This window comes from Catenulispora rubra (assembly GCF_015356825.1).
GTDB classification, from domain to species: Bacteria; Actinomycetota; Actinomycetes; order Streptomycetales; family Catenulisporaceae; genus Catenulispora; species Catenulispora rubra.
Genome location: NZ_JAACYW010000350.1, coordinates 1 through 11,432 on the forward strand (window position 1 = coordinate 1; position 11,432 = coordinate 11,432).

Consider the following 11,432-nt stretch of genomic DNA (forward strand, 5'->3'; position numbering starts at 1 on the left):
CCCCTCACACCCGCGTAGCCACCCGCACCAAATCAGCGACCGCACGCTGCCGACTCCGCGCCGGCCACGCGATCACCGTCGTCACCGGCGCGGCGTCCACCACCGGCACCGCGACCAGATCCCGCCGCAGATCGACGGCGGCCGACTCGGGCACCACCACCGTGGCCCGGCCGAGCGCGATCAGCTGGAAGATCTGCCCGAGATTGTGCACCTCGGGCCCGGGCCCGTCCGGAAAGCTGCCGTCCGGCCTGCACCAGCGCGCCATCGGCAGATCCGGCAGCGCGGCGACCTCCGCGGACCGGATCTGCGCACGCCCGGCCAGCGGATGCGACGTCGGCAGGACCGCCACCTGCGTCTCGGTGAACAGCGCCTCGGTGTCGAGCCCGTCGGCCGGATCGAAGGGCAGGTGCAGCAAGGCCACATCCGCCTGACCACTGAGCAGCAGTCGCTGATGCTGATGCGCCTCACAAAGCAACAGCTCCACCTCGGCGGCCCCGGGCTCCGCGCGATACGCGTCGAGAACCTTCGCCAGCAACTCCCCGGCCGTCCCGGTCTTGACCGCGAGAACGACCCGAGGCCTCTTCTGCGCCGCCTCCTGAGTACGCCGCTCGGCAGCAGCCACCGCGCTGAGAATCGAGCGTGCTTCAGCCAGCAACACGCCCCCGGCCTCGGTGAGCACGACCTTGCGGCTGGTCCGCTCGAGGAGCGTGACGTCCAGCCGCCGTTCGAGCTGAGCGATGGAGCGGGACAACGCCGGCTGCGCGATGTCCAGCCGCTCGGCGGCCTTCCCGAAGTGCAGTTCTTCGGCGACGGCGACGAAGTACTGCAACTCACGGATCTCCATGCGTCCACGGTAACCCCGTGGCTCGTGCACCAATGCCGCGCGGACATGGCTGCGGTGCCGAGTCGGTGTTGGTCCGCGCGGCCGTTCGGACAAGACTTCCAGTCATGAGCGAGAAGACGATCGCGCTGGTCACCGGCGCAAACAAGGGCATCGGGTACGAGATCGCGGCAGGCCTCGGCGCGTTGGGATGGAGCGTCGGCATCGGCGCTCGGGACGAGCAGCGCCGCGACGAGGCGGTGGCCAAGCTGCGCGCGGCGGGAGTCGACGCGTTCGGCGTGACGCTGGACGTCACCGACGACGACAGCGTGGCCGCCGCCGCGCGGCTGATCGAGGAACGCGCGGGCCGGCTCGACGTGCTGGTCAACAACGCCGGCATCGCCGAGGGCTGGCCGGACGTCCCGACGGCCCTGGACCCGCAGGTCCTGCTGCGGATGGTGGACACCAACGTCGTCGGCGTCGTCCGCGTCACCAACGCGATGCTGCCGCTGCTGCGCCGCTCCGCGCACCCGCGCATCGTCAACCAGTCCAGCCACGTCTCGTCGCTGACGTTCCAGACCACGCCGGGGATGAACCGCGGCGGCATCAGCGGCGGCTACACCCCGACGAAGACGTATCTGAACGCTGTCACGATCCAGTACGCCAAGGAGCTGGAGGGCTCGGGCATCCTGATCAACCTCGCGTGCCCGGGCTACGTGGCCACGGACCTGAACGGCTTCCAGGGCACGCTCACCCCGGCGCAGGGCGCGGCGGCCTCGATCCGGCTGGCCACGCTCCCGGACGACGGCCCCAGCGGCGGCCTGTTCGACGCCGACGGAGTGGTGCCCTGGTAGCCGCGGACCTGTCGGACTGAGCCCCTAGGGTCCTTCTCCATGGACGAGGATCTGAAGACACGGTGAGGACGACGAGGAAGACGTCGAGTACCTGGCCAACCTGATGTCCGGCGAAGCGGATCTGTCGGGGCCGCCCGCGCCCGGGAAGCTGGTCGAGTCGGGGACCACCAACATCGGGCTGGTGCGCACCGAGGCCGGCGGCTGGGACGTGCCGCGCCTGGTGAAATGGGACGGGGCGGTCAACCACGGCATCACCGGGGCCGAGCACAGCAACGTGCTGAAGTACTGGCACGAGCGCTACGGGGCCGAGCTCGTCGTCGCCACGTACGACGTGCTGGAACTGCGCGTCGCGAACCCGCCGACCGAGCGCGAGGAGATCGAGGCCGTGACGCGGGCGCAGTACCACTACTGCGTGGACGTCGTCGACCAGGGCGTCGAGACCCTGGCCGCACTGGCCCAGAAGCAAGTTCACACCCACCACTGGTACTTCTGGTGGGACTGAGGCTCTAGGGTGCCCATCATGGACCTGATGGGCACGGCGGTGGTGAAGGGCACGCTCGCGGACGGCACCGAGGTTCGGGCGGTGACCGTGGAGGCGGGGACGGCGCTGGAGGTGTGGCGCGTCCTGCGCGACGCGCACGCCACGACCGGGCTGTGGCCGTTCCTGGTGGATCCGGAGGAGCCGACGGTCCTGGACAAACTGCCGCTGTCCTCGGAGAAGCGGGAGCGTCATCGCGGCGCCGCCGAGATCTTCGCAAGTGGGGACGTCCCCACTTTGAGCGGCGGGCCCCGGGCCGACCCGGTGTCGTCCGCGGCGCGGACGACGACCATCGGCCTGCTCCCGGCCGAGTACGGCGGGATCGAGGTGCCCGGCCTGCTCGACTGGGACGGGGCGCTGGGAACGTCAGGGCTCGAACACACCGCCGTGCTCGCCGACTGGCGCCGTCGCTTCGGTGCCGAGCTGCTGACGGTGACCCGCGACCGGATCGAGCTGCACGTGCCGCGTCCGCCGACAGACCCTGAGCAGGTCGCGGCGGTAGCGCGGGAGCAGAACGGCTACTGCCCCGACGTCGAGTCCCCAAGTACTGGAACCTTATGGGGTTTCCAGTGGGAGTGAGCTGAACGAATCAAAGGGCCGGCGCCGGATTTCCCCGACGCCGGCCCTTCGACAAACCTCAGGCGTTCACACCGGCCATAGCCTTCGGCGCCGCACCGTCCGCGTCGGCCTCGGCGTCGATCGTGTCCGGCGTCGTCATCGCCGACATCCGCGGCGTCTTCACCAGGAACGGCACCACCGCGGCGACCAGCGCCAGCGCCGAGGCGATCAGGAAGGCGTGGGTGTAGGCGTCGACGGTCGGCAGCTTCACGCCGGGGGCGACCTGCTTCATGTTGCCGGTCAGCACCGCGCCGATCACGGCCGTGCCGACGGCGCCGCCGACGGTGCGCAGCACCGCGTTCATGCCGTTGGCGATGCCCGACTGCTGCACCGGGACCGAGGCGTTGATGTAGGCCGGCATGGCCGCGTATGCCATGCCCACGCCGACGCCCATCACGCCGGAGGCGACCACCACGTGCCAGCTGGAGCTGTGCGCGAAGACCAGCAGGCCCAGGCCCGCCGCGGCGAACGCGCCGCCGAGCACCAGGGGCAGGCGCGGGCCGCTGCGCTTGATCAGCGCGGCGCCGACCGGGGCGGCGGCGAAGGAGCCGACCGCGGAGGGGAACAGCATCCAGCCGGAGGCCAGGACCGTGGCGCCGAAGCCGTAGCCGACCGCCTTCGGGGTCTGCGTGAAGTCGCTCATCAGCAGGAACGACCCGTACATCGCGAAGCCGACCAGGACGCCGGCGGTGTTGGTGACCGCGATCGCCGGCTTGGCCAGCATCGAGATGTCCACCAGCGGGGAGGCCACGCGGCGCTCGACCACGACCCAGACCACCAGGAGCACCGCGGCGGCCACGAACAGGCCCATGGTCCGGGTGGAGCCCCAGCCCCAGTCGTTGCCCTGGCTGACCGCGATCAGCAGCGCCGACAGCCAGCCGGCCAGCAGCAGCGCGCCCAGCGGGTCGGCCTTGCCCTCGGCCTTGATCGGGTCGTGCGGGACCTTGACCAGCACCAGCGCGAAGGCGATGGCGGCCAGGATGGCACCCATCCAGAACACGGCCTGGTAGCTGAAGTGCTCCACGACCAGGCCGGTGGCGACCAGACCCAGGCCCGAGCCGACGCCCAGGGCCGCGGAGACCATCGCCACGCCGCCGGTGACCTTCTCGCGGGGCAACTCGTCACGGACGACGGCCACGGCCAGCGGCAGGATCGCGCCACCGGTACCGGCGACGATGCGGGCTATCAGCAGCATCCCGAAGGAGCCGCCGATCCCGCCCAGGACGCCGCCGACCAGCACGCCGGCGATCGCCACCACCAGCATCGGCTTGCGGCCGCGCAGGTCGCCGACGCGCGCCAGCAGCGGCGTGAGCACGGCGGCCGAGAGCAGGTTCGCGGTCATCAGCCAGGTGATGCCGCTGCCCGCCACGTTCAGGTCCTTCTGCAGCGTCGGCAGGATCGGGACCACGGAGGTCTGGACGAGGGAGAAAGCCAGAACGGACAACACGAGCGCGGGCAGTACTCCCCGCGATCGCCGCGCCTGGTCGGACATGATGCGCTCCATACTTTTACTGGTTTACAGTTAACGTCATGAAGTATTTAACCACGACCGGCCCGGATGTTGAGCACGGGACGGCGCCCGCATACCGTTGCCCCGTGAGCAGCACCGAACACCACGCCGTCCTGGACAACCGCCGCGACCCCGTGACCGCGGAGGTGCTGGAGCTCTTCTGGGCCGCCTCGCAGGCCTTCTACGACAACTACGACGAGGCCGCCGCGCGCCACGACCTGACCCGGATGCAGGCGTTCGTGCTGGCCAACCTGATGTCGGGGCCGAAGCCGATGCGGTTCCTGGCCGAGCACCTGAAGTGTGAGCCGTCGAACATCACCGGGCTGGTGGACCGGATGGAGGCGCGCGGGCTGGTGACGCGGGAGCCGGATCCGGAGGACCGGCGAGTGAAGAGAATCACAGCGACCGAACTCGGGCGCGCGTCGTTCGACGCGGTGTGGGGCGGGCTGACGTTCGCCGCGGAGCCGTTGGCCGGGCTGAGCGGGAGCGAGCGGAAGACACTGCGGGATCTGCTGCGTCGGGTGGTGCCGGCGGCGGAGTGAGATTCCGCCGCCTCAGTACTTCAGCTTTCAGACTTCAGACTTCAGGCCTCAGCCCGGGTTGCCCGACGTGCTGGTGCTAGGGATGTCGGCGGAGGTCGGCTTGGGATCGCCGGTCACGGCCGAGGTGACGGCGGCGGCCAGGATCAGGGCCGTCACGACGGTCTGCACGATCGCCACGCGCAGGTGGCGGGCGCGGAACAACAGATACGTGACCACCCCGAACACGACCGACACCCCGAACAGCACGACCAGGTCCTCGGCCCAGGCCTCGCGGCGCAGGTGCAAGGTGGCGTCGCCGAAGCGCTGGACCTCGATCACGAACAGCGCGACCAGGGCGACGACCGCGACGGCCAGGTCGGCCAGCAGGACGCGCGCCATCAGCGGCATGCGCTCGGCTTCGGGCTCGTACGACGACGGGGCCGGGGCCGGGGCCGGGCGGCGACGGGGCTCGGCGGCTCGACCGGCCTCACCCGCAACCGGAGCTTGTCCCTGACCCACCGCGGCTGTCCCAGGCGCCTCGACCGGCTGTGCGGCCTCGGCCACGTCGGCGGGACCTCCCTGGGCGGGAACCGCCGCAAGGCCCGGTTCCTGCGTACTGGATATCTCAGGGTTCGCCATCATCCGCCGTTCTTCGTGATCGGGCCGCGTACGACTGTGGCGCTTATGCTGGCCCAGCCGACCCCCGAGGCGCCAGTGCCGCTGCTAGTCGCCCTCCGGCCACCTCAGGTCCGGCTCCATCACGCCGGAGACAACACACTGATGAAGTGCGCCGCCGTCTTGGCCATGTCCTCACGCGCGGGAGCCAGGTACTTGCGCGGGTCGACGGCGTTGGCCGGCGCCTGCTCCAGCCACGCCCGCACGGCGCCGGTGAAGGCGATGTTCAGCGCGGTGCCGATGTTCACCTTGACCACTCCCCCGGCGACGGCGCGCGCCAGCTCCTCGTCCGGCACGCCGGAGGAGCCGTGCAGCACCAGCGGGACGCCGACCGCGTCGCGCAGCCGGGCTATGAGTTCGTGGTCGAGCACGGCGCTGCGGTCGGTCATGGCGTGCGAGCTGCCGACGGCCACGGCCAGGGCGTCCACGCCGGTCGCGGCGACGAACCCGCGCGCCTCGTCGGGGTCGGTGCGCGCGCCGGGGGCGTGCGCGGACAGCGGCGGCTCCCCGTCCTTGCCGCCGACCTTGCCGAGTTCGGCCTCCAGCCACAGGCCGTGGGAGTGGGCCCAGTCGGCGGCCTCGCGGGTGGCCTGCACGTTCTCGGCGTAGGGCAGGTGCGAGCCGTCGAACATGGCCGAGCCGAAGCCGTAGTCGGCGGCCTGGCGCAGCAGCGCGGGATCCTCGACGTGGTCCAGGTGTAGCGCGACCTCGACGCCTGCGGCCTCGGCGACGGCGGCGGAGGCGCGCGCGATCGGCGCGAGGCGGCCGTGGTGGAACTTCACGGCGTTCTCGGAGATCTGCAGGATCACCGGCGACTGCGCGGTCTCGGCGGCGGCGACGATGGCCTCGGCGTGCTCCAGGGTGATGACGTTGAAGGCGGCCAGGGCGCGGCGCTCGGCGCGGGCGGCGGTGATGAGGTCGCCGGTGGGCTTCAGGGGCATGGCGGGTCCTTGGTCTTCGGGCTTCGGGCTCGGGCTTCGGCTCAGCTTCGGGTTAGGTTTCGGGCTCGGGCTCGGGCTCGGGCTGTGGGCTCGGGCTCAGGCGGCGGGCTTCGGGTCGAGCGCTGATCTCGGAGCGGAATCGGCGGTAAGCCTCGGCATCGAACATCCCGGCCCGGTCCGTCAGCACGGTCGCCGCCGACAACGCAGCCGCATCGGCCAGCATCTCCGGCCAAGCACTCCCGTCGACGAGCCCCACGGCCAGCGCCGCGACCGAGGCGTCACCCGCACCAGTGGGGTTACCGCCCTCGATGCGCGGAGGCCTCGCGATCCAGGTGCCCTCGGCGGTCACAGCGGTGAGGCCGTCAGGTCCGCTCGAAGCGACCACCGCCCGAGCCCCGCGCTTCAGCAGCTCCCCCGCGGCGGCGACCGGGTCGGCCAGTCCTGTGGCGTCGAGCAATTCGTGGGCGTTCGGCTTCACGATCGCCGGCCCCGCCGACAAGGCAGCCAGCAACGGCGCGCCTTCGGTGTCGAGAATCGTCGGGACACCGAATCCGTCTGCCAGTTCCACCAGCGAGGCATAAGCATCGTCGGCCAGGCCTCGCGGCAGCTTGCCCGACAGCACCAGCACCGCCACGTCGTCGAGCACCGCGGTCTCCAACAAAGAAGCCACGGCCGCACATATCTCGGCCCACTCGTCGGCGCCGATCTCAGGCCCGGCCTCGTTGAAGCCGGTCGCGAGCCCTGATTCCTCGACCACTGTCACCGTCCGCCGAGTCGCCCCGGCGATCCGTATGACGTGGTGCGGAACCGCCGATGCTTCTAGCTCCGCGCGCACCGCGTCGCCGTCGAAGCCGCCGAGCGGCAGAACCGCTACCGTCTCTCGGCCCAGCGTGTGCAGGGTCCGGGCGACGTTCACGCCCTTGCCGCCAGCCTGAGCGTGCACCTGCGGCCGGTGCGTGGTCCCCGGTAGCAAAGCAGGGACCGTATACGTGATGTCCAGAGCCGGGTTGAGCGTGAGCGTGACTATCACGGCACCCGGTCCTGAGGCACCAGATCCCACGCCAGCAGCCCCGCGCCCAAGCACCCGGCCAGGTCGCCGAGCTCGGCGGTCACCAGCTCCGGCAGCACGTGGTACGTCGCCTTGCCCGCCAGCGACTCGGCCAGCGGCACCATCAGCACATCACCGGCCTCGGCCAGCCCGCCGCCGATGACCACGCGGTCCGGGTCGAGCAGCGCGGCGGTGGTCAGGAGCGCGTCGGCCAAGACGTCGACCGCCTCGTCCCAGATGGCGCGGGCGATCGGGTCGCCGGTGGCCAGGCGCGCGGCGACGTCCAAGGCGCCGGCGTTCGGCGTGCCGGCGGCCTGCGCGTAGCGCGCCGCGACCGCGCCGGCCGAGGAGTACTGCGCCAGACACCCGTGCAGGCCGCAGCCGCAGGGCAGGCCGCCGGGTCGGACCACGAAGTGCCCGAACTCGCCGCCCATGCCGTGGGTGCCGAGGTTCGGCACGCCGTCGATCATGATCGCGCCGCCGATGCTGGTGCCCAGCGGCAAGAAGATGAAGCGCGCGGAGCCGCGGCCGGCGCCGATGCGGGCCTCGGCCACTCCCCCGGCGCGCACGTCGTGGCCGATCGCGACCGGCACGGCCAGGCGCTTGCCGAGCAGTTCGCGGAACGGCACGTCGCGCCAGCCGACGGTGGCCGAGAACACCCCGACGCCGATCTGCTCGTTGATGATCCCGGGCAGCGCGAAGCCGGCCGCGACGACCGGCGTGCCGTCGGCCGCAGCTTCCTCGACCAGCTCGGCGGCGAAGTCCGCGATCGTGTCGATGACGGCCTGCGGGCCGCGCTCGATGCGGGTGGCGCGCCGCCAGGTGCGCGTCAGCGTGCCGTCGGCGGTGACCAGACCGGCCTTGATGCCGGTGCCGCCGACGTCGAGGGCCAGCGCGTACCGCTGCTCAGGATCGGACATCTCAGACCTCGGACAGGACGACGGAGCGGGTCAGGTTGCGCGGGTTGTCGACCTCCAGGCCCTTGCGCGCGCCGAGCGCCACGGCCAGCCGCTGCACGCGGATCAGCTCGGCCAGCGGGTCGCGGCCGTCGGCGGTGCCGTCCGCGGTGCCGTCCAGCCACTGCCCGCCGGTGGCCAGCACCTGCTCGGCCAACCCGCGCGGGGCCTCGCCGAGCATCCAGGTCACGGTACCCGGGGAGGCGATGCTGATCGGCCCGTGCCGGTATTCCATCGCCGGGTACGACTGGGTCCAGGTCAGCGAGGCCTCGGTCATCTTCAGCCCGGCCTCGTTGGCCAGCCCGACGGTCCAGCCCCGGCCCAGGAAGGCGAACTGGGTCTTGTCCAGGATCCCGTCCGGCAGCGGCTCGCTGACGCAGCGCCGGGCGTCGGCGACGATCTTCTCCAGGTCGAAGGCGGTACCGGACTGCGCGGCGACGTGCGCGCGGAACAGGGTCAGCGCGGTGGTCGCGAAGCGGGTCTGCACGACCGACTTCTCGTCGGCGAAGTCCAGCACGATGGTCCGGTCGGCCAGCGCCGGGGCCGGGGTGTCGGGGTCGGCGATCACCGCGACGGTCGGGATGGCGCCCTTGAGGCGCTGGAGCAGTTCCAGCACCTCGGTCGTGGTGCCGGAGCGGCTGAGCGCGACCACGCGGTCGTAGGCGCGGCCGAAGGGGAACTCGGAGGCGGCGAAGGCGTCGGTGTCGCCGAGGCCGGCCTGTTCGCGCAGGACCGCGTAGGCCTGCGCCATGTACAGCGAGGTGCCGCAGCCGACGACCGCGACGCGCTCGCCCTTCTTCGGCAGCGCCTCGGCGGTCGGGCCGACGGCCAGGGCGGCGGCCCGGCGCCAGGTGTCCGGCTGGCTCGCTATCTCGGCGTCGACGTGTTCGGATCCGGACATGGCTTCTCTCCCAAGGCTACTGCGTTCAATGTGTAGCTGTGACTCCCGTGCTTATATCTGAACGATAGCCAGACAAGTCGAGCAGAATCAAGCAGGAAGAAATATGGGGTGGTCAGCTGCCACGTGGCGCGACCTGGCTGATAATTCGGCGCAGGGGTGAGTGCGCTCGTGGGCCGGTCCGCGCGGGCGCCGGCCCGGCTTGGCTGGCCCGGCTGGCCCGGCTGGCCCGCTCAGTCTGTTCAGCCTGTTCTGTCGGTTCAGTCTGTTCAGTCTGTTCAGTCCGCGAGATGGATCCGGACCCCGAGCTCCCGCAGCGCGTCCAGTTCGGCGGGATCGGCGCTGGGATCGGTCACCAGATCCGAGACGAGCGCGGCCTCGGCGATGCGCGCGAAGGCCCGGCGCCCGACCTTGGTGCCGTCGGCGACCACGATCACGCGCGCCGACTGCAGGATCATGGCGCGGTTGGTCTGCGCCTCGACCTCGTGGTGCGTGGTGACGCCGGCCGCCGCGCTGACCCCGCCGACGCCCAGGAACGAGGCGTCCAGGTTGAAGCCCTCCAGCGCGCGCTCGGCGACCGGGCCGATCAGCTCGTAGGACTCGGTCCGCACGGTGCCGCCGGTGACCACCAGGTCTATGGCCGGACGCAGCGCCAGCTCGGCGGCGATGTTGAGCGCGTTGGTGACGATCTTCAGCCCGCCGCGCATCCCGAGGAACCGCGCCACCTCGCTGGTGGTCGTGCCCCCGCACAGGCCCACGGTCGCCGCGCTCTCGTCGATCAGACCGGCCGCGAGCTCGGCGATCCGGCTCTTCTCCTCCTGCTGGCGCGCGCCGCGGTAGCGCATGGGCAGCTCGTACAGCACGCCGGCCGGGACGGCGCCGCCGTGCGTGCGCTTGACCAGGCCCTGTTCCTCCAGGGCTTGGAGGTCGCGGCGGATCGTGGCCTGGGAAGTGCCCAGGCGTTCGGCGGTTTCCACCACACCCACCGAACCGTGGTCGGCCAGCAAGGCGAGGATGGCTCCGAGGCGGTCTTCTTGGCGCATGGGGACACAGTAGCGCGCGATCGCTCACTGGGATGTTCGTTCGCGCAGAATCCGAGCATGAATGATCATCGTCTTTCCCGCGCGCCCCAACCGTCCCGTTATTCTGTATTCGATGACAGTTTCGTAACTTCATGGTGACTCGTCCTGATCATGCTCGTTGTCCGGGACATGGCGTGGATTTCTCGACGGTCCTCGGATCGGGCCCTGGTCGCAGCCCTGACAGCGCTGGCCGCGGTGATGTTCGGGTGGGGCTTCCAGCACGGCCGGACGCACCCCTACTACACGGCGGCCGTCCGCTCGATGGGCGCCGACTGGCACGACTTCGTCTACGGGGCCTTCGACCCGGCGGGCTTCATCACCACCGACAAGCTGCCCGGCGCGTTCTGGGTACAGGCGCTGTCGGTGCGGATGTTCGGGTTCCACCCCTGGGCGGTGCTGCTTCCGCAGGTGCTGGCGGCGACGGCGTGCGTGCCGCTGCTGTTCGTCACGGTGCGGCGCTGGGCCGGTCGGGGCGCCGGGTACGCCGCCGCCGTCGGCTACACGCTGACCCCGGTGACCGTGGCGCTGTCGCGCACGAACATCCCCGACGCGCTGATGGTGTTCTTCATGGTCGTCGCCGCGCACGCGCTGTGGCGCTGGGCCGACGGCGGACGGCGCGCCGCGTGGTGGCTGGCGGCCTCGGCGGTGTGGCTGGGGGTGGCGTTCAACGTGAAGATGGGGCAGGCGCTGCTGGTCGTGCCGGTCTTCGCCGGGACGTGTTTCCTGCTCGGCGCCGGCACGCGCTGGTGGCGCCTGGGCCGGGCGGCTGCGTACGGGGCGCTGGTCGCGGCGGTGTCACTGGCGTGGATGGTGTTCGTGACGCTGACGCCGGCCTCGCAGCGCCCTTACATCGACGGGTCGGTCCACAACTCGGTGTGGGAGATGGTGTTCCAGTACAACGGCTTCGGCCGCATCGGCGGCCAGGGCGCCGGCACCGACCCGCTGGCCGGGGGCGCGGTGCTGTCGGGGGC

General features: G+C 71.3%; 13 protein-coding genes. 5 read left to right on the plus strand and 8 right to left on the minus strand.

The window, feature by feature from the left end; all coding sequences use genetic code 11:
* Positions 1–4: 4 nt before the first annotated feature.
* A complete protein-coding gene (locus tag GWK61_RS48005) occupies positions 5–844 on the minus strand; it encodes a LysR family transcriptional regulator (RefSeq protein WP_194920070.1) in 840 nt (279 codons plus the stop codon).
* A 104-nt stretch (positions 845–948) separates the two neighbouring features.
* Here GWK61_RS48005 and GWK61_RS48010 point away from each other — a divergent pair, with 104 nt between their 5' ends.
* The 3 genes from GWK61_RS48010 (at position 949) to GWK61_RS48020 (ending at position 2,791) form a co-directional block, all read left to right on the plus strand.
* Positions 949–1,674 (plus strand): SDR family oxidoreductase, encoded by a 726-nt coding sequence (locus tag GWK61_RS48010; protein WP_194920072.1) that lies wholly within the window; start codon positions 949–951, stop codon positions 1,672–1,674.
* Between the two features lie 103 nt (positions 1,675–1,777).
* A complete protein-coding gene (locus GWK61_RS48015) occupies positions 1,778–2,176 on the plus strand; it encodes a DUF4253 domain-containing protein (protein WP_194920074.1) in 399 nt (132 codons plus the stop codon).
* An 18-nt stretch (positions 2,177–2,194) separates the two neighbouring features.
* The gene (locus tag GWK61_RS48020) at positions 2,195–2,791 is read left to right on the plus strand and encodes a DUF4253 domain-containing protein (RefSeq protein WP_194920076.1); all 597 of its coding nucleotides are present in this window, start codon (positions 2,195–2,197) and stop codon (positions 2,789–2,791) included.
* 58 nt (positions 2,792–2,849) lie between these two features.
* Here GWK61_RS48020 and GWK61_RS48025 read toward each other — a convergent pair whose 3' ends face one another.
* Entirely contained in the window at positions 2,850–4,322 is a 1,473-nt protein-coding gene (locus GWK61_RS48025; protein ID WP_194920078.1) for an MFS transporter, read from the minus strand.
* A gap of 38 nt (positions 4,323–4,360) precedes the next feature.
* Between GWK61_RS48025 and GWK61_RS59055 the strand changes: the two genes are divergently transcribed.
* Positions 4,361–4,882: a MarR family winged helix-turn-helix transcriptional regulator gene (locus GWK61_RS59055; protein WP_194920080.1), complete on the plus strand. Its 522-nt coding sequence runs from the start codon at positions 4,361–4,363 to the stop codon at positions 4,880–4,882.
* Positions 4,883–4,930: 48 nt separating this feature from the next.
* Here GWK61_RS59055 and GWK61_RS48035 read toward each other — a convergent pair whose 3' ends face one another.
* The 6 genes from GWK61_RS48035 to GWK61_RS48060 all read right to left on the minus strand — a co-directional run bounded on the left by GWK61_RS48035 (position 4,931) and on the right by GWK61_RS48060 (position 10,422).
* Positions 4,931–5,425, minus strand: coding sequence for a hypothetical protein (locus tag GWK61_RS48035; RefSeq protein WP_194920082.1), 495 nt, complete (start codon positions 5,423–5,425; stop codon positions 4,931–4,933).
* A 194-nt stretch (positions 5,426–5,619) separates the two neighbouring features.
* A complete protein-coding gene (locus GWK61_RS48040) occupies positions 5,620–6,477 on the minus strand; it encodes a class II fructose-bisphosphate aldolase (RefSeq protein WP_194920084.1) in 858 nt (285 codons plus the stop codon).
* Between the two features lie 52 nt (positions 6,478–6,529).
* Complete coding sequence (locus GWK61_RS48045) at positions 6,530–7,507, minus strand: 1-phosphofructokinase family hexose kinase (RefSeq protein WP_194920085.1); 978 nt, start codon at positions 7,505–7,507, stop codon at positions 6,530–6,532.
* Positions 7,504–8,445, minus strand: coding sequence for an ROK family protein (locus GWK61_RS48050; protein WP_194920087.1), 942 nt, complete (start codon positions 8,443–8,445; stop codon positions 7,504–7,506). The genes GWK61_RS48045 and GWK61_RS48050 overlap by 4 nt, the downstream gene beginning before the upstream one ends.
* 1 nt (position 8,446) lies before the next feature.
* Entirely contained in the window at positions 8,447–9,382 is a 936-nt protein-coding gene (locus GWK61_RS48055) for an SIS domain-containing protein (protein WP_194920089.1), read from the minus strand.
* A 275-nt stretch (positions 9,383–9,657) separates the two neighbouring features.
* Positions 9,658–10,422, minus strand: a complete 765-nt coding sequence (locus GWK61_RS48060) for a DeoR/GlpR family DNA-binding transcription regulator (protein WP_194920091.1) — start codon at positions 10,420–10,422, stop codon at positions 9,658–9,660.
* Between the two features lie 150 nt (positions 10,423–10,572).
* Between GWK61_RS48060 and GWK61_RS48065 the strand changes: the two genes are divergently transcribed.
* A partial coding sequence (locus tag GWK61_RS48065; RefSeq protein WP_194920093.1) for an ArnT family glycosyltransferase occupies positions 10,573–11,432 on the plus strand: 860 nt, incomplete at its 3' end.

Excerpts from the sequence above, each read along its gene's own strand:
- GWK61_RS48005 (WP_194920070.1), bottom strand. The coding sequence starts at position 844 with ATGGAGATCCGTGAGTTGCAGTACTTCGTCGCCGTCGCCGAAGAACTG.
- GWK61_RS59055 (WP_194920080.1), top strand. The coding sequence starts at position 4,361 with ATGAAGTATTTAACCACGACCGGCCCGGATGTTGAGCACGGGACGGCG.
- GWK61_RS48020 (WP_194920076.1), top strand. The coding sequence starts at position 2,195 with ATGGACCTGATGGGCACGGCGGTGGTGAAGGGCACGCTCGCGGACGGC.
- GWK61_RS48015 (WP_194920074.1), top strand. The coding sequence starts at position 1,778 with ATGTCCGGCGAAGCGGATCTGTCGGGGCCGCCCGCGCCCGGGAAGCTG.
- GWK61_RS48055 (WP_194920089.1), bottom strand. The coding sequence starts at position 9,382 with ATGTCCGGATCCGAACACGTCGACGCCGAGATAGCGAGCCAGCCGGAC.
- GWK61_RS48010 (WP_194920072.1), top strand. The coding sequence starts at position 949 with ATGAGCGAGAAGACGATCGCGCTGGTCACCGGCGCAAACAAGGGCATC.
- GWK61_RS48025 (WP_194920078.1), bottom strand. The coding sequence starts at position 4,322 with ATGTCCGACCAGGCGCGGCGATCGCGGGGAGTACTGCCCGCGCTCGTG.
- GWK61_RS48060 (WP_194920091.1), bottom strand. The coding sequence starts at position 10,422 with ATGCGCCAAGAAGACCGCCTCGGAGCCATCCTCGCCTTGCTGGCCGAC.
- GWK61_RS48050 (WP_194920087.1), bottom strand. The coding sequence starts at position 8,445 with ATGTCCGATCCTGAGCAGCGGTACGCGCTGGCCCTCGACGTCGGCGGC.
- GWK61_RS48040 (WP_194920084.1), bottom strand. The coding sequence starts at position 6,477 with ATGCCCCTGAAGCCCACCGGCGACCTCATCACCGCCGCCCGCGCCGAG.